The 18,483-nt window shown below is 65.4% G+C and carries 10 protein-coding genes; 7 read left to right on the forward strand and 3 right to left on the reverse strand.

Features of this window, described 5'->3' with window-relative positions; all coding sequences use genetic code 11:
- The first annotated feature begins 27 nt into the window (after window positions 1-27).
- Complete coding sequence (locus Amac_RS04665; RefSeq protein WP_155353061.1) at window positions 28-3,558, forward strand: WD40 repeat domain-containing serine/threonine protein kinase; 3,531 nt, start codon at window positions 28-30, stop codon at window positions 3,556-3,558.
- A gap of 28 nt (window positions 3,559-3,586) precedes the next feature.
- On the opposite strand, the gene pdxR is transcribed toward Amac_RS04665, so the two are convergent.
- The gene (gene pdxR, locus Amac_RS04670) at window positions 3,587-5,011 is read right to left on the reverse strand and encodes a MocR-like pyridoxine biosynthesis transcription factor PdxR (RefSeq protein ID WP_155353062.1); all 1,425 of its coding nucleotides are present in this window, start codon (window positions 5,009-5,011) and stop codon (window positions 3,587-3,589) included.
- A 131-nt stretch (window positions 5,012-5,142) separates the two neighbouring features.
- Between pdxR and Amac_RS04675 the strand changes: the two genes are divergently transcribed.
- The 4 genes from Amac_RS04675 (at window position 5,143) to Amac_RS04690 (ending at window position 9,567) form a co-directional block, all read left to right on the forward strand.
- Window positions 5,143-6,258, forward strand: a complete 1,116-nt coding sequence (locus Amac_RS04675) for an MFS transporter (RefSeq protein ID WP_218040884.1) — start codon at window positions 5,143-5,145, stop codon at window positions 6,256-6,258.
- 58 nt (window positions 6,259-6,316) lie between these two features.
- Entirely contained in the window at window positions 6,317-6,928 is a 612-nt protein-coding gene (locus tag Amac_RS04680) for a dihydrofolate reductase family protein (RefSeq protein WP_155353064.1), read from the forward strand.
- Between the two features lie 187 nt (window positions 6,929-7,115).
- Entirely contained in the window at window positions 7,116-8,855 is a 1,740-nt protein-coding gene (locus tag Amac_RS04685; protein WP_155353065.1) for a helix-turn-helix domain-containing protein, read from the forward strand.
- A gap of 238 nt (window positions 8,856-9,093) precedes the next feature.
- On the forward strand, window positions 9,094-9,567 hold the full coding sequence (locus Amac_RS04690; protein WP_155353066.1) for a hypothetical protein: 474 nt from the start codon (window positions 9,094-9,096) through the stop codon (window positions 9,565-9,567).
- A 280-nt stretch (window positions 9,568-9,847) separates the two neighbouring features.
- On the opposite strand, the gene Amac_RS04695 is transcribed toward Amac_RS04690, so the two are convergent.
- Window positions 9,848-10,318: a hypothetical protein gene (locus Amac_RS04695; protein ID WP_155353067.1), complete on the reverse strand. Its 471-nt coding sequence runs from the start codon at window positions 10,316-10,318 to the stop codon at window positions 9,848-9,850.
- Window positions 10,319-11,620: 1,302 nt separating this feature from the next.
- On the opposite strand from Amac_RS04695, the gene Amac_RS04700 reads away from it, so the two are divergent.
- Window positions 11,621-14,062: a hypothetical protein gene (locus Amac_RS04700; protein WP_155353068.1), complete on the forward strand. Its 2,442-nt coding sequence runs from the start codon at window positions 11,621-11,623 to the stop codon at window positions 14,060-14,062.
- A gap of 491 nt (window positions 14,063-14,553) precedes the next feature.
- Entirely contained in the window at window positions 14,554-16,002 is a 1,449-nt protein-coding gene (tnpC, locus tag Amac_RS04705; protein ID WP_170322323.1) for an IS66 family transposase, read from the forward strand.
- Between the two features lie 86 nt (window positions 16,003-16,088).
- On the opposite strand, the gene Amac_RS04710 is transcribed toward tnpC, so the two are convergent.
- Window positions 16,089-18,467 carry a DUF4062 domain-containing protein gene (locus tag Amac_RS04710; protein WP_170322324.1) on the reverse strand — a complete coding sequence of 793 codons (2,379 nt, stop codon included), beginning with the start codon at window positions 18,465-18,467 and terminating at the stop codon, window positions 16,089-16,091.
- Window positions 18,468-18,483: the final 16 nt, after the last annotated feature.

Consider the following 18,483-nt stretch of genomic DNA (forward strand, 5'->3'; position numbering starts at 1 on the left):
GGCCAGTGATCCGCCATCTAAGCAACCATGACTGCAGACACGCTGCGCCCAGGGGACCCGTCGAGGCTGGGCCGCTACCGACTGGCGAGCCGGCTCGGCTCGGGTGGCCAAGGCGTCGTCTACGAGGGCTACGACGAGGCGGCCAACCGCGTGGCGGTCAAGGTCCTGCACGCCTATCTGTCGGGCGACTCTCCCCTACGCCGCCGCTTCACCCGGGAGGTGACCGCCGCTCAGCGGGTGGCGTCGTTCTGCACGGCCCGCATCCTGGACCACGACCTCGAGGGCGAGCGCCCCTACATCGTCACCGAGTTCGTCCCCGGCCCAAGCCTGCGCACGGCCGTACGGGAGGATTCGCTCTCGGGTGACCCGCTGCACCGGCTGGCCGTGGGCATGGCCACCGCGCTGGCTGCCATCCACCAGGCGAATGTGGTGCACCGTGATCTGAAGCCGGAGAACGTCCTGCTGGGGCCCGGCGGGCCACGAGTGATCGACTTCGGCATCGCCCGAGCCCCGAGCCTGTCGATGACCTCGATGGGCGAGCTGGCCGGCACCCCGATGTACATGGCGCCAGAGCTGTTCTCCGGAGGACGCGCCGAGCCGGCGGCCGACGTGTTCGCCTGGGGCGCGATGGTCCTTTTCGCCGCGACGGGACGCGACGCGTTCACCGCCCCCACGACGTTCGCGGTCATCAACCGGCTGCTCAATCACGACCCTGACGTCGATGTCCTGCCCGAGGGGCTGCGGGAGCTGGTTCGCGCCGCGCTGTCGAAGGACCCGGCCGCGCGTCCGTCCGCGCAGCGCCTGCTGCTGGCGCTGCTCGGTGGCGGCGGGGGCGCGATCCTGGCCGAGGGCGCCCAGGCCGCCGCCGACGTACGGCCGCCCAGCGGGCTGGCCGGCGAGCCGACGCTCGGAGCGGTGGCCGAGCAGGTCTACGCCGAACTACCGCCGTCCGAGCGTCAGGTGGCGCGCGACCTGTTGCTGCGGCTGGTGGACGTCCGCGACGGCGAGGAAGTGCCACGCACCGCCACCCTGGACGAGCTGATCGAGGTACGGCATCCGGCCGCCGAACGGGTACTCGCCGCGCTTGAGCAGGCCGTACTGGTCCGCCGCCGGGGAGACACGGTCGCCATCGGCAACGCCGCCCTGCTGTACGCCTGGCCCAGACTGCACGAATGGGTGACCGGCGACCGCGACGCGCTCGGCCGTCACCGCGAGCTGGGCGAGGCGGCCCGGCGATGGGCGCGCAGCGGTCGCCGCCCTGAGGACCTCCTCCGCGGCACCGCCCTGCGCCAGGCGCTGGAATGGACGGGCGTCACGCACCTGACCCTGAATAGCACGGAGCGGGAGTTCGTCGAGGCGAGCAGGACCGGATCGGTACGGCGGAACAGGCGGCGGCGCCTGGTCACCGGTGGCGTGGTGGTCCTGCTCATCGCATCGCTCACCGCCGGCGGCCTCGCCTGGGAGCAGTCGGTCAGGAGCGACGAGACCGGCAGGCACCTGGCCGACGAGCGGGCGCGGGCCACGGCCAGGCGGGTGGCGTTGCAGGCGGACGCGCTGCGCGGGAGCGACCCGGTGAAGGCGATGCTGCTCAGCGTGGCGGCCTACCGCATCGCCCGGGTCCCCGAGGCGGAATCCGCGGTGCTGAGCTCGCTCGCCCAGCAGGAGCAGTCGGTCTTCATGGACCCCGCCCCGGCCAACGAAGGACGGGCGCTGAGCCCCGATGGGCGGACGCTGGTCAGCGCTGGTGCCGGCCGAGTGACCGCCTACGACGTGGTGACGGGACGGCAGGTCAGGACCTTCGACGGGATCGGCGAGGCTCCCGTCACCGCCGCGGTGGGTCCCGACGGTGACACGCTGGCGCTCGCGCGGGGCAGGGAGATGGAGCTGTGGAGCCTGCGGACCGGCCAGCGGCTGGGTGCGGGCCGGTGGGGGCCGGAGGAGATGACAAACAACGACGGCCGCCCGGAAAGCCTGGAGTTCAGCCCCGGCGGTGGCTACATCATCGTCCGCGACAACATCGGAGGGCCGTACGTCGGATTGTGGAATGTGGCACGTCGGACGCTGGAGAAGCTGGACGGGTACGTGGGCGACGCGCGGCTCGGACCGGGCGACCGCTTCGGCACCATCAACGGGGTGCTGCGGACGTTCCCCGATGAGGGAGCGCCAGCGGGCAAGCAGCTCCCCAGCCGCCTGTCGGGGCTCCTCGCCTTCAGCCCCGACGGCGCGCTGGCGGTCGTGCAGGGAGACAGCACGACGTTGTGGCATCTGTCCACCGGCAAGCGGGACCGGCGGGTCTTTCCCGGGATCGCCAGCGACGCCGTCTTCAGCCCTGACGGCCGCTTTCTGATCACCTTCGCCAACTCCGCTGGAGGGCGTCTCACGCTGTGGCGGCTGGAGGACGCGGCCCCGATCCTCCGGCTCACCGTCGCGTCCAGGATCGTCGGATCCCCGCGGCTCGACTCCGGAAATCGCACGCTGAGCATCCTGACCGACGCCGGACAGGTGACCACCTATGACATCAGCCGGCAGACCGGTCCCCGGCCCGTCCTGCCTCCCGATGCTCTGCACCGGCGGTTCACCGCTTCAGGAGAGGCGCTGTTCGCCCTGACAGGCGGCACCGTGCGCAGCTGGTCGGTGCCCGGCTTCACGGAGACCGGCCGGCTCGACGTCACCGGGAAGGAGCCGATCGTGCGGGTCAGCCCTGACGGACGTACGGTGGTCACCTATCGCCCGAATCAGCTCGCGCCCCCCACGCTCTGGGACGCCGCGTCCGGGCGCAAGCTGGGCGACGTGCCCATAACACCGGGTCAAGAAACGGCGGACATGCAGATCAGCCCTGACGGGCGCCTGCTCGCCATCAGCTACACCTTGCCCAACGACTATTACGGCCAAGGCGACGTCGTCATCATCGACCTGGCGCAGCGCAGGCAGGTGATGCGATTCGGCACCGTCGCGGGAGGCGCCCTGTCCTTCAGTTCCGACGGCAGGTTCCTCGTCACCGCCGACGACGGGGGCGCCGACGTCATCGACCTCGTCTCCCGTACGGTGCTTCCCCATGCGGAAGGCCCCGGCACCCTCGCGGAGAGGTGGATGACGCTCGCGCCGAAGGGCCCGCTGGCCGCCTCGCCGTACGGGAGCAGGGCGGTGGCCCTGTGGAACACCCGCACCTGGCGCACGACGGGGCAGGTGTTCAGGGTGCCGGGAGACGTGGTGGGGGCCAGGTTCTCCCCCGACGGGCGAACGCTGGCGATCGCCCACGACACCAAGGTCACGCTGTTCGACACGGTCACGGGCCAACAGCTCGGCGCCGCCTGGACCGTGACCACCGGCACGTTCGATCCGTACGCGATGGACGACCCCATGCCCGCGCTCGCTTTCACGGCCGACGGCTCACTCCTGCGCGTGGTGGGGCACGACGGCGCGTTCCAGGACCTGCCGGCCGACCCCGCGCGGGCCGTCCCGGCCGTATGCGAGCGGGCGGGACGCCAGCTCACTCAGGAAGAGTGGCGCGAGCACGTGGGAGCAGACCAGAGCTACCGGGAGGCCTGTCCCGCGTAGGCCCACACGTGCCCGGTCATCGAGGGCCTCAGGCGGGTCGCTGGCTCACTCGGCGTGGCTGTAGCAGGTCGGCGATGGTCTCGATGCCGTCGGAGATGGCGGCTGTGGTCAGGTTGCCGAATCCGAGTACGAGCTGCGGGGGCCGTGGGTGCTGGTCCATGCGGTAGGTGCTCATTCCGTACAGTCCGACGGACCGACGGCGTGCGGCCGCGATTATGGCACGCTCGTCGGCATCGGTTGGTAGCTGGGCGACGGTGTGGAACCCGGCGGCCAGCCCGCGCAGTTCGATGCCGGGTGCGTGTCGTTGGATCGCTTCGAGGAGGGCGGCGCGGCGGGCGGCGTAGCGCTGCCGCATGTGGCGCAGGTGGCGGTCGTAGCGGCCGGACTTCAGCAGGTCGGCGAGCGCGAGTTGGTCGATGACCGGTGAGCCGCGGTCGGCGAGCTGCTTGTAGCGGGCGACATCGGGAGTCAGGTGAGGTGGGCTGAGAACCCAGCCGAGTCGCAGAGCCGGCGCGAGTGACTTGCTGACGGAGCCGAGGAGCGCGACCCGCTCTGGGGCGAGGCCCTGTAGCGCGCCGACGGGTTCGCGGTCGTAGCGGAACTCGGCGTCGTAGTCGTCCTCGATGATCGTCGCGGTCCGTGCCGTGGCCCAGTTGATCAGGGCTTGTCGCCGGTCAGGCGCGAGCACGACACCGGTGGGCGATTGGTGGGCGGGTGTGAGCACGACGGCGCGTGCGTCGGTGGCAGCGAGTGCGTCGGTGTCGATGCCGCGCTCGTCGACCGGGACGGCGATGACGTCGAGGCCCAGCATCGCGGCGATGGTGCGGTGGTCGGGGTCGCCGGGGTCCTCGAAGGCCACGACGCGTACGCCCTGGCCCGCCAGGGACCGCAGGACGAGCTGGAGCCCTTGTGCGTAGCCCGCGCAGATGACGGTGTGACCGGGGTCGGTGCCGGCGCCGCGGACTCGCCGTAGATAGGCGGCGAGCACGTCGCGCAGTGTCGGATCGCCGTGCGGGTCGAGGTAGCCGAGCAGGTCGCTGGGCGCGTCTCGGCAGGCACGGCGAAGGGCGCCGCTCCAGTACTCGCGCGGGAAGCTCGACAGGTCGGGTACGCCGGGTCGGAAGTCGATTCTGGCGGGCTCGATGGCTGCGGGTGCCGGCAGCTCTGCCGTGTAGGAACGCGCGGTGGGCGCAACCCGGGTGGCCGAGCCGCCGCGGCTGACCAGATAGCCCTCTGCCTGCAGTTGCGCGTAGCACTCGGTCACCAGGCCGCGAGAGATGCCGAGGTCGCGGGACAGGGCGCGGGATGAGGGGAGTCGCTCTCCGGCGGCGAGCCGACCGGCGCGGATGGCCTCCCGCAATGCGCGTTCGAGTTGGTCGCGCAGGGGTTCAGGTCGGGTTCGGTCGACCTGCAACAGGAGTTGTGGTCCGGAACCGGTCCAGTCGATCGGCATGAAACTGGACCTTACTGCTGAACCGGATCCCGTTCTACGGTCGGCTTATGGATCATCAGCAAGCTTCGGTGGGCAGGGTCGCGGTTCGTCTCGGGGATGTCGTGGATCGGCAACCGATCCTGACCCGTCCGATGGTTCTGTTGCTGATCATGTCGGTGTGTTCTCCCGGGAGCTTCTATCTGCTGCTGTCGGTCGTCCCCCTGTATGTGGCCACGGCCGGGGTGGGCGGCGCGGGCGCGGGCATGTCCACCGGCGCACTGATGCTGGGGACCGTACTGATGGAGTTCGCAGTGCCGGGCCTGCTGCACAGGTACGGGTACCGCGCTGTGATGGCCGCGGGCCTGCTTCTGCTCGGGGCGCCGGCGTTGGTACTGGTGGCATCCTCCTCACTGCCGTTGGTGCTAGGTGTCTGCTTGGTGCGTGGCGCAGGGCTCGGCATCGTCGTTGTGACCGGCGCGGCCCTCGTCGCCGAGCTCGTGCCGACCGATCGCCGCGGCGAGGGGCTGGGGTTGTACGGCGCAGCCGTCGGGGTCCCGTCCATCGTGTGCCTGCCGTTGGGTCTGTGGCTGGTCGGGAACGTCGGGTACGGGCCGGTGTTCATCACCGGGGCGGCGCTGTCGTTGCTCGCGCTGGCCGCCGTACCTGGCCTGCCGGCCCGGTCGGCTCGGATCGAGCACGCCAGCGTTCTCGGCGCCCTTCGTATCCGTGGGCTCGCCAGGCCGATGGTCATCTTCGCCACCGTGACACTGGCGGCCGGCGCCCTGCTGACCTTCCTCCCCGTGGCCGTACCGGCCGAGTCGCATCAGGTGGCCGCGGGGGCTCTGCTCGTGCAGTCCTGCGCTGCTCCGCTCGCACGCTGGGGCGCGGGCTGGTACGGCGACCGTCATGGCGCTGCCCGCTTGCTCGTCCCCGCAGTGCTCGCGGCCACCGTTGGCACGGCCGTGCTCGTCTGGGTGGGCAGCCCGATCGCGGTGATGGCCGGCATGGGGCTGTTCGGGATCGGGTTCGGCCTGGCCCAAAACGTGACGCTGGCACTGATGTTCGAGCGCGCCCCCGAGTCCGACTTTGGTCGGGTAAGCGCGCTGTGGAACCTCGCCTACGACGGCGGGATGGGCGTCGGGGCAGTCGTGTTCGGCCTCCTGACCGTGCCGATGGGCTACCCCGTGGGATTCGCCGTCACCGCCATCGTGCTGCTCACCGCGCTGGCCCCCGCGTGGCTCGACCTTAGGGCCGGCGACATCACTTGACGGCCGCTTCGGCCGCGCCCCTGTTGGTACCGCAAGGAACGAGCGAAAGGAGAACCTCATGGAAAACGTCGTGCTGAACATGAGTGTGTCGGTGGACGGTTTCAGCGCCGGACCCGATGTGACCGTCGAGCACCCCATGGGCGAAGGCGGCGAGCGGCTCCACGAGTGGCTGTTCAACAGCAGTTCGGATCGGGCTGTAGCCGCTGGCGGCACATCGCCGAATGGAGTGGACGCCCAGGTCGCACAGGAGCTTTTCGCATCGACCGGAGCCGTTGTGGTGGGCAGACGCACGTTTGACGTGGGAGTGGAGCTGTGGGGGGACACCCCGTTCCCCGTGCCCTGCTTCGTGCTCACCCATCAAGCCCGCGAACAGTTGGTCATGAAAAGCGCAGCGTTCACCTTCGTCACTGACGGCATCGAGAGCGTGCTCCGGCAGGCCCGAGCGGCGGCGCGCGACAAGAACGTCCTCATCATGGGTGGGGCAAACACCGCACAGCAGTTCGTGAGGGCCGGGCTCGTGGACGAGATTCAGATTCAACTGGTGCCCGTGCTGCTCGGTTCAGGCACCCGGCTGTTCGACCACCTAGGCACCAATCACATCGAGCTGGAACGAAATAGGTTGATCGAGTCACCGCACGTGACGCACCTGCGATTCCGCGTCGCAAGGTAGCTGGCTGGCCCAAGCCCTCCCGGAGCCTCCCATCAGCCGCGCCGAGCAACGCGGCGAACAGCAACACCAGAAAGCCGCTAAGCTCCCACTCGCGACATAAAACCCCTATGTCCACATTCCCAAGGTCACCTCAATCCTTCATGTCGGCCTAAGAGGCTCCACCATTCCGGATCAAGGGAGGTGAGAGGTGGGAGGAGCGTCGGCGGAAGATCTGGCCGAATTGCTTTCCGAGCTGAAGCAGCGCAGCGGCCGCAGTTACGAGGCATTGGGACGCCGCACCGGCATGAGCCGATCCACGGTGCACCGTTACTGCCGCGGCGAGATCGTACCGGACAACTATGGAACGGTAGAGCGCATCGCCAAAGCGTGTGGTGCGACCAAAGCCGAGCTGGATGAGCTGTACCGGCGCTGGACGCACGCGATCACCTCTCTGGAACACGGCGGGAAGTTCGTGCCGTCGCAACATCCCACAGAGCCTGATGAGATCGGCTCCGCCGAGCACGCACCGACCCCGGATCAGCAGGTGACGGGACGGCACCTGCTGGATCAGGAGGCGGCCGGGAGGGCTCCGGATCCGTTGGCGAGGGGCGTGATCTCGTGGCGATCCAGGTACATCGATGTACGGCACGGATTCACGTTCCTCGGTATGGGACTGGTGATCCTGTGCGCGTTCGTCCTGACGGCGAGCACATCGCCCATGCGGCAATCTATCCGGCCGACGCCGCAATGGGTGAACGGCCCCTCGTGGACCCTGCCCGAGGCGCCGGTGCCGCGCACGCTCTTCGGTGTCACCGTCAACAGCGCGACCGGGGCCATGCCGGCGTTCCGGGTCGGCGCGGTGCGCCTGTGGGACGGCGGGACACGCTGGGCAGAGATCCAGCCGGAGCGGGGCACGTTCGATTGGTCAGTGCTTGACCGGCACATCGACGGCGCAGAAAAGGCCGGGCTCCCCGTGCTGTTCGTCGCGGGTGGCACTCCCGCGTGGGCCAGTCCCACAGGTCCCCTGGCCCCCTACCCGGACGGCTCGCGAGCGGCGCCGCCAGACGACCTGAACGACTGGGACACATTCGTACGCGCTGTGGTGAAGCGCTACCGAGGGCGCATCCAGGCCTACGAGCTGTGGGTGTTAGGCAACGATCGACGATTCTACGCGGGCAGCATGGAAAGCCTGGTGGAGATGACGCGCCGAGCCAGCCAGATCATTCGGGCGGCGGACCCCAAAGCGACCCTAATATGCCCCGGTATGGGGCAGTTGTGGACCGCCGAAGGCCGTCAGAAACTTCAGCGGTTCGCCACGCTCGGTGGGTACGGCTACTGCGACGTCGCCGGGATCAAGCTTTACCAACGCACCCCGTCCGACCCGCCGGAAAGCATGCTGGAACTCGTCACCACCGTCGACCGGACGTTCCACGAGGCCGGTATCCATCCCCGGCTGTGGAACACCGGCACCACCTACTCGATTCCGCTGCAGGGGTCACTGGACGAGACCAGAGCCCAGAACTATGCCGTGCGCTTCTTTCTCACCGGATTGTACGCGCGCAACTTCAACCTCGAACGCATGTATTTCTACAACTGGGGCGGCACCAAAATCCCGATCGTCCTGCAAGCGGTAGGAGGAGTCCCCACCCGCGCCGCGCTGGCAGTGGAACAACTGCAGCGGTGGCTGATCCACGCCAGCAGCCGGTCATGCGGCCACGGGATGGCCATCAACCTGCCAGAGAACGTCTGGCAGTGCGAGGTCACCGTCGCCAAGCCCGGGGATCACCACAAGGCGACGATCCGCTGGACGATCGGCGGAACGGCCGAGACCACGGCCGGCCCTAGCGTCCGCGCGGTGCGTCGACTGGACGGCACCACGGAGGCCATCCAGCCAGGAGATTCGATCACGGTCACCGAAGAGCCGATCCTCATCGAATCTCGGTCCTAACAGGCTGACGGCGAACGCGCCGATGGTGGTGAGGCGTCCCACTTCTCTGGGTTCGTGCAGGTGGGAGGAGGGTTTTCGTCCCAGCTTCCCAGGAGAGTGTCTGGACATTGTCGGTGGTGGCGGTTGCTGTCACTCTGTCTCACGTTACGGGGGACGGACGCCGACTCGTTCGCGAGCAACCAATGCATCGGCGCCCGACCTGATCGTCGTACTCCCAGACCTCGATTAAGGACCACACATGGGACCAGGAAAGCGCCGCTTAGTCCGCTACCTCGCCATCTCGTTCGCGCTGGCCGTGTCGGCCGTAGGCTTCCAGGCTCCGGTCGCGGCGAACGCCTCCGCTGCGGTGGAGTGCTGCGGTCTCGTCATTCGCTACGACAGCATCCAGAACGTCGTCGTCGCCGCGAACATCAACGCCACCAACGTCGGCAAGGGGTCGAACTGCAACATCTGGAACTGGGGCGGGGGCAACGTCTGGAACCCGGTGAACCCCGGGGGCAACTGCGACACGCGCAGCATGAACGGCCACACCTACAGCTGGAACATCTGGGCTGACACCGACGCGTTCACGGTCCAGTACGAGGCTTACTGGCTGAACTTCCACGGATCGTGGCGCAGGCTGAACGCCAACGTCTACACCAAGATCAACGGCCTCGAGACGGCGAAGTGCTACCGCGAGTCGGACGGCGTCAACTGCTACGTCGTCTACTAGCACCGAGCCCCTAAAACTGAACGCGTTGCCGCGGCTAACGGGAAGCGGGGCGGCCGGTCCGACCGGCTCGCCATCGAGTGGCGGTACGCGCAGGCGACTCACGGCCTCTGACCACATGCACACTGGTCAGGGGCCGTGGTTGCGTTCTCCACCCGCGATCGGCATCTCTTCGGGCCTGTCCAAGACGACCGCGTCCAGCGGACGAAACTTGCCACCAAGCCCGGCCCGCTGACCGCCTGCGTTTCATGACCGTCAGGGTTGGGGACGGGGCGTCCCGTCGTCACGGGGTTGATGTCCCGGCCGGTTCGGGAGATTGAGCTCCGGGACTCGATTTGACTGGGTTCAGGGCGAGCATCAGGGTCCAGGCGGGCAATAGCGCCCAACTCACGGCACCCGGTATCCCGCCAGCGACCCAGGCCCAGGACACGTCGAAGACCACCGTGACGAAGGCGCCGATCGCGAGTGCCCCTGCGGTGATCAGTAGCCCGATCACGATGATGCGGCCGAGGCGGGTCACGGTCGCGGGCAGCGTGCGGGTACGCGCTCCTGCGGCGCCGATCGCACCGGCCCAGCACATGGTCGCCACGGCGCTCAAACTCACAGGGACGACCTGGAACCGGAACGGCAGCGCGCCCGTGAGCAGCAGAACCTGGAGCACGATGAGCGCGGCGGCGGCGAGCCCGACCCTGGTCCACACGCGAGCTCGGGCGTCGCCGGTCATGAGGCGTCCCAGGCCGAGAATCACCGGCACGAGCGCGAGGTACTGGACCGGGGTGAGGATGTCATTTGCTAGGCCGAACCAGCTCTCGCCGGGGGATCGGTCCAGGGTTTCGTGGTGACGTAGAACAGGACAAGGAAGACCACCGCGATCAGGCCGATGACGCCGCTGACCAACGCCCCCCATCGCACCGATACGGGCAGTCATGGAACACCAGTTTTCACCGTTGACTCTCCAGTGGCTCTGTAATGCCGGTCCGTCTCTTCGACATGCGTAATCGGATCGCTCCGGCGAGCAGGGCGTACCAAACAGCGGGATCAGGTGCCCCACAATCCACGGCTGATCAGCGACCCGCAACGTCGACGCCGCCGCGACCACGCACACCAGGGCGAGGGCGACAGCGGTCGGCATACGGCGGGAGTGCCGTGCGATGTCGCCGTACGCTGATCGCGGCCGCCACGACGGCGAACCATGCGCCGACGCTCCACGCGACCCAGGCGGACGCCGATTCCGTCAGGGAGCCGATGAGGCAGGTCGCCGCGGAGGCCGTCAGGCCCGCTCTTGCTGACCGCCTTCGTCCTCATGACCGTCAGGGTCGGCGATGCCGCGTCCCGGTGTCACGGGTCATGGTCCCGGCGAGCCCGGGATGTTGCGCCGGGCCAACGGGCGTTTACCGGGATTCGGGGGTTGAGGAACCGCGCGAGTTCGCGCGCTAAGCCTCCGGCGGTCCTGGTGAGTACAAGGAGCGCAACACAGCCGAACGCTGCACCAAACGGATCAAGGAGTGGCGCGGTCCGGCCTCCCGGTTCGACAAGCTATCTCGCCGGTCTCCAGCTACGCGGGCCATCTTGTGGATCCGGAGCTCCGACCTGCATGAAGATCCGGACTCTGTACAGGCCCTAGCCGTACGGGGTGCTGTTGCGGGGGGTGTCAGACATATCGGTAGAGCCCGTAAGCGATCTTGAAAGATCAGATGGTTACGAAGCGCCATAGTGGGGGGACAAAAAGATCCCCACCAGCGTATTAGCTGATGGGGACTCTGATGCGCGGCCGGGAGGACTCGAACCCCCAACCTTCTGATCCGTAGGGAAGGGCAGCTACCTCGTCGATGGCTTATCGCACTGCTCAGGCGGTAGATACGGCGTGGTGACGTGTGATGACGTAAGGCGGTGTTGCTGTACGGGCAGCTGTACAGCGGTTGCCCCTCTGCGCTGGCAACACCAGTCCTCACCCAATTTTCCGTGGGCAACGACCGATGTTGGTCCATGCGTCTGCGGCAGTCGCCGATGTTGTACTGATGGAGTAACTGTCGGTAGGCCATGGTTTAGTTCGGACGTGACTTCCAACGAGACCCTGTCGTACGCCTCGGTCAGTATTACCCCGCGTCCGCCGCGAGTCATCATCGTGGTCACGGGTGGCGAGCATTGGAGTTACTGGGTGCGCCGCGCGCTCTATCGCGCGGACAAGGTTTGGGGCGGTGCTAGCTTCGCGGTTGTCCCGCACCAGGGCGGGCGCGTGAAGCCAGTGCTGCTGCGGGCGTGCGAGGCGTACGACCCAGACTTCGTGGTGACGTACAGCCCAACGGTCGCGGATGTCGAGCACTTCTATCCCGGCTTCATCTCGATAGGCGGAGGGGACGGCCAACCCCTTGAAGGAGCCGATCGGGATCGATTGCTCGCCATGGCACGTACTGACGATGTGCCGAGCAACGAGGACGAGGCGGCTCGGGAGCAGATTGTCGGCGCGTGTTCGTCCTACCGATCCCGGTTGGCGGGTGATGGGTGGCATGAGCACGTCATGTCACTGGACGAGGAGCCGAGTGGCCATTTCGCGAGCGTCCTTGACATGCCGGGTACGTGGCAGGCCTCTGTCCTCGCCTGCCCGACAGGCTGGGGCGGCGCGCTCGGTGCCGCGGTGGCCTCCCATGCTGGGGTTGCCGCCTCGCCGTCGCGCGACGCGGAGGAACCCGAGCTTGATGACGATGTCCGGACCGCCCTAACGTCCTGGCTCCTAGGCCAGCCGGGCGGCGTAGCGCCCAACGAGTTGCTGTGGCATCCTGGCCCGGCCTTCGGGGTGGACAGACGGACGACACCGACCGCGCATGAGCGCACCAAGACGCATCTGGTCGAGATCGTCACCGGCCTCGGTTTCCGCCGTACGGGGCTCCTGGTGGTGGGCGACAGCGCGGAGGATTTCGCGCTGTCGCGCCTCTGGCAGCTGACATTCGGCAACGCTTACTGGCTGCCGCCCGTGCTGGGCATGGACGAGGACACCGTGCCGTGGCCCATCGGATATGGCGTGATGAGGATCGCGCGGGACCTCGCTCGGCACTCTAGTCGCCTGGTGATCACATCGATGTCGCGATCAAAAGGTGATCTTGAGCTTACGCGTGACCGCCTGCTGGCCGCATTCCCGACAATAGGTCCAGGGAACGAAGACATCACCATCACTGCCATCCCGAACCTGGAGCTGTCGTGGCGGCAGGGGGCGACGGTCGGCTTGGCCGTGCAGGATCAGTGGGATAGTCAGGTCACCGTGCCGATAGCCGTGGCGGAGGACGGCACGCGCCGAATGGCCGCGCCGCTGCCGGCACCGGTGCTCGTAAGCACTGAGCTGGCCACGCACTCGGATCTGGAGTGGCATACCGACGTTCAATGGCAGCCGGGCCACACCGTGCGCCGACGCGGCCTAGACAGCCAAGAGCTCTTCGCCGACCGCCCGGCGTTCATGCACACATGGGCGCGCAGCAGTCGCCACGGCATGACGTATCAGTCGCGACGGTATGACGTCGTTCTGGCAGGAACCCGGTCGGAGAACACACTCGCACGTGCCGCGCTCCGAGACCTAAGCCTTGCCGCGTGGATCCGAGCGAAAGCAGCCGAACACAACCTCACTGCGTCGCCCAGCGACGCTGGACGACGCACCTCGCTCCTGGCCAAAATGCTTGGCGGGCGTCGGCAATATGTCGACCTGTTCGGCGGCCCGTTGCTGCCAGCCATTCGCGCCATGCTTGCGACCAGCGCAACAAGCGACAAGGCGTATCCCGACAATGATGGTGTCTCGCTCTCATCGACCGAGGGTGTGCTGACATTCGCCGGGATCTGTGCCCGAGTGGCTGATTTGGATCTGGCCGACGTCCGCGATCAAGTCGATGCGGCGCTTCGCGCCGGAGTGCTACGGCGAGGAATGGTGCTCGGTTGCGCGACCTGTGAGCAGAAGCAGTTCCAGACAATTGACAAACTCGGCCAGCGCTGGCCGTGTATCCGCTGCGACGCGCTAAACGACCTTGATCGGCACGCATGGAAGCTTCCCGCAGACGAACCGACGTGGTTCTACGACCTGTACCCGGTGGGGCGGCATGTATTGAGCGCACACGGCGAGGTGTCCGCCCTGCTGTCGGCATACCTGATGAAGCAGCGAAAGGAGCAGCGCGGGACGTTCGACGACGTGGAGGAGGTCGAGTTCTTGCGGGGGAAGCAGCCACAAGTCGAGGTGGACTTGGTGGTGTATACCGACGATGTCCTAACCGTGGCAGAGTGCAAGAGCCCCGGCGAGCTCACCGGCAAGAAGGGCAAGCGGGAGGTACTCAAGAAGTGCCGTGCGGCCGCTTGGCTTCGGGCCGACCAACTGCTGTTCGCCACCACGGCCGAGGAGTGGACGTCGGCCACTCGCGTCCTGGTTAGAAACGCAGTATCCAGCTTCGACGAATGGGGCCCCCTCGGCCCGCCTCGGGTCGACTTTGTAGCGGGCTTGGGTAGGAGGGACACACAAGTCTGAGTTAGCTCTCGATCAGGTCTTCGTCGCCATCGTCGCCGCCTACCGTCGCCTCATCTCAAGGAGGGGCGTCTTACTGGGGAACGGTAGCCGAAAATGTGGGGGTGGGTGTCGACTGCCTAGGTGTGGAGTCGTTGGTGATGGCGAGTCCGCTACAAGGAGCACGGCAGCGGCTCCGAGTCCCCACCCGAAACCTTTCTTGAACTGGGGATGGAACCAAACCGTTGGTAATACCCGCGCGGTAGCTTCGGCGGCGTTCTCGTCCTACTTGTCGGTCTGGTGCGGGATGGCAGGGACTTTTCTAAGAGCGCTGAGAGTACCCACGACAAGCCCCGCCACCGCACTCGTGAGCATGATGGCAACAACTCCGCGGAACAGAAGCGGCCCGGGCGTATCCATTCACGCCTGCCGCTGAGCTGAAGGTGGTTTGGGGTAGACGCGCCGGTTTCCGATGAATGCGGGGATCTTGGGATGGGTCGTCATACTTTGAGCGGGTGACCCCCGATCCCGCGAGTTGGAGCCGTGAGGAACTGCTGGCTGCGTTGGTCGAGCGGGACAGGGTGATCGCCGCGTTGCTGGCTGAGGTCGAGCAGTTGAAACGTCGGGTGGGGATGGACTCCTCCAACTCCTCGATGCCGCCGAGCTCAGACGGCCCGGCAGCGCGGGCTAAACGCGGCAGGAAACCGAAGAAGCGCTCGCCCCGGCCGCGCGGCGGGCAGGCCGGCCACGAGGGGCACGCGCTGGCCTGGCGGAGCGATCCGGGTCAGATCACCATCATCACCCCCCAAGCATGCGCCGGGTGCGGCTACAGGCTGGCCGATCTGCGGGGGAAGGTCGCCGCGCGGGTGCAGGTGTTCGACACCCCGCCGGTGAAACTCCAGGTCACCGAATATCGGATGGTCAAGGTGACCTGTCCGGCCTGTCGTCGGACGACCCGGGCGGCCACCCCGGCGGGGATGGCCGGGCCCTGCTGTTACGGCCCGAACGTCCGCGCCGCGACCGCGCTGCTGGCTTGCGCCGGGCATATGAGTATCGAGCGGGCCGCGGATCTGATGGGCGTGCTGCTGGACGCGCCGGTCTCCACCGGGTTCACCGGCGGCCTGGTCAAGCGCGTCGCCTCACGGCTGGCCGCGTTCGAGACCGCGCTCAAGAACGCGTTGCGGGCTGCGCCGGTGCTGCATCACGACGAGACTCCGGCGAGGGTCGCCGCCGATGATGAGGATCGGCTGCTGTATGTCTATACCGCCCGCGCCGGCCGGTTGGTCTGGTTCGGCGCCGCCGACAACCGCGGCCATGACGCCTTGGACGGCTTTGGGATTCTGCCGGGCTATCGTGGCACCCTGGTCCGCGACGACTACACCGGCTACGCCAAGTACGACAAGGACCTGGCCGCAGTGCAGCTGTGTTGCGCGCATCTGCTCAGATCGTTGCGCGGCATCGGCGAGCTGGACGCCGACGGCAGCCGGGTGCAGCGTTGCTGGACCGAGCCGGTCATGAGCGCGTTGACCGACGCCAAGGCCGCGGTCGCCAAGGCCCGCGCCGACGGCTTCAGCGTCGTGGATGCGGAGGTTCTGGACGGGCTGCGCGCCCGCTATGACGAGGCGGTGGCCTGGGGCATCGCCACCAACGCCCATCGCGACTGGCCAAATGGCCGACATCCCGGCTACATCCTGGCACGACGGCCGCAGACCCGGGCCACGCAGGTCTGGCGCTTCACCGTCGACTTCGCCGTGCCCTTCACCAACAACCCCTGCGAGCAGCCACAGCGCATGGTCAAACTACAGATGAAGATCGGCGGCTGCTGGCGCAGCGTGCGCACCGCCGCCCGCTACTGCCTCATCCGCTCCTACCTCGGCACCGCCCGCAACCACGGCATCCACCCGCTGGATGCCCTCCGCGACGCCCTGTCCGGAAACTCCTGGATGCCACCACAAAACGCCTGATCAATCACAGGCGTGAATGGATACGCCCGGGCAAGTGAGAACCGGCACGTTCAGTGGGTAGAGCAACAACCGCGAGGGGACATGACTTATATTATCGGCAAATCAATCGAAAGCTTCGGATGAAGTGGATGCTTTCCCCCCGGGGCATAAAGCAGTCTGTCCAGCTCCACAACTACGTTGTAAAAGTAACCCTCCGCTCTCTGGCGATAAGAAGCCATCAGATTTATGAGCTCTTCATAGCTAGAACGCGCAGCTAGAGCCCTCAGCGCTATCATTCTCACATTTCCATGAGCGCTGTAAAGTAGATCAAGGAAGTCCGGCTCAGACGCAGCCGGACTATTGGCTAGCCAGGTGGCTGCGATTTCAGCGTCTCGGGCGTTGTTTCCTTGTATCAACTTCTTTGCGACACTAGTGCCGGCCAGATCAATCAACGCCCTACAGACACGCGGGTCGCGGACGTAGTCTCGCTCCTGCGCAACTGTGAGGGCCGTGACATCTTGACCAGCACCCAAAACAGCTAGTGCAAATCTTGCAGCTTCTAGCGTCAGCCAGTGATTCCTATGAAATTCCTTCCTCGCACGATCGCCATCACCCTCAGTCCGGCTGGATGATTTAACACGTGTAAGATATATCAGCGACGCTTTACGAACCTTTGCAGCTATATAATCGAGCACATCCGAATCAATATTGGCCACACCCTTTAGGACATCTGTAAATTCATCACCATCGGCGTCGAATACCTTTCTCGCCAATTCCAGATTACTTTCGTTAGCCTGGAGACATAGCGCCTCCCAAGCATCAATGCTCTTGGTGGGCCCAAAGGCCATAGATTCCAGCTCACTTGCAGTCGAAATTAGGGCCAATAGAACTAGGTCCCTCTGCTTCTGCTTATCAGATGGGGACTTTTGAGCAAACGCCTTCCCGGCAGCCGACCGATAATCTGGCGTCTCATCCCTCAACGCATACTGAAGAGCACGATGTTGTAGCTCAACATCTTCCGCCCATAAGAGAGCAGCAAGTCCATCTGCGCTTAATTTACCCATCTTTGACAATTGCTCGAAAGCAAGGAGTCGAAGCCCATCGTCCTTGTGACGCCCGTGCAGCAAAGCTTCAAGATTCGAGGGATTCGCTGTCGGCACCCCATGCAGAATAAGCGTGCGCTGCCATTCCAAAGGAACACCAAATGATTTCACTGCTAGACCAATCAGCCCAGAAGGATCTCCGCAGATGTTGTCCCGTATGGCTCTCACGTCTACCACAATGGTAGGATCAATAACTTTAGCAATGAGAATGTTCAAAAGTGGAACATCACGGCTCATTGCCATGCTGGCCAAATAAGAGATGGCTGCTTCCTGCCGGCCTCCCCCATTCAGCATCTCTTGCCACCGCTCGACAACTGAACCAGGAACTTGTATAGCTATGTCCTGATGATCAATGGCCGCGTCTGTTGTCACATCGCCCCATAGCGCTTTCGGACGGATCACGATCCGGCGCATAAATTCAAGAGCCCCACAAGCTACAGAAAGATCACTATCATTCAGAAATTGATAGACATAGTCTGATAGGTCCTCTAGAGTCCATCCTTCATAGGGCGACAGGAAGTACCAGAAAGGAAGTACGCGCCGCGTCGAATCAGTTCTTCCAACCCAAAGATCTGATAGAAATCCTCGCGTCCAAAGACGGTGTTCAGCTACAGAAAGTGAAATATCCTGCCTTCTGGAATACAGGCGGTTTGCCGTGTGAGGTGGAATCGGCTCATCATCTTTGCTAGCCGCGAGCGAGAAGAGCAGCAACCGATCCGAATCATAACGATGCTCACCCGCTTTCCCAGTCACTAAGCTGAGGTACGCCTCAAGCGTGGACGCGATCTGCTCACGAGCTTCATCAACTGGCTGTTCAGAGGGAGCTTCAGCAATCGCATGGCCGCTGGACATTGACCCTTCGGGAGAATGAATCTGATCATGCTGAAGTTCTTTCAGAACCGCGCGGAATAGAGAGAGCTGGAGCTGATCAGAGAATTCCGCAATCTCCCGGAACGTCTGAATGTAAGTAATGTGCTCCTTCTCCAACTTGGACTTAAATTCGAGAACCTTCTTCAGCCGTTCGCCAGGATCGGACAGTTCTTCGGCCGAGGGCTGCTTGAACCAGATTAGGATTTGAGGTCGATCTTCGTTACGACGACGACTTATCGCCGTTTCAAACTCCTCTTCGAAACCAGAGTCGTATTCACCCGTTGGAGTTCCCCATCGGCGACTCAGAAGCCCAATGAACAGATCACACTCACGCACAAGTGGATTGATCAGGCTTTGAGGGCGCCCGTAATCTCTTACAGCATTCTCGGAAGTTGTTACCCTCAGCCTGAGGTCATGGTTTGCGCCGACCGCAATGTTAATCTTGTCGACCGCGCTCCTTATCGTTTCCCTCTCACTGTCAAGATCGCTAGGTGAGGCGATAAAGATGGTCAACTCTCGAATTCCCGAT

This window comes from Acrocarpospora macrocephala, assembly GCF_009687865.1.
Classification (GTDB): domain Bacteria; phylum Actinomycetota; class Actinomycetes; order Streptosporangiales; family Streptosporangiaceae; genus Acrocarpospora; species Acrocarpospora macrocephala.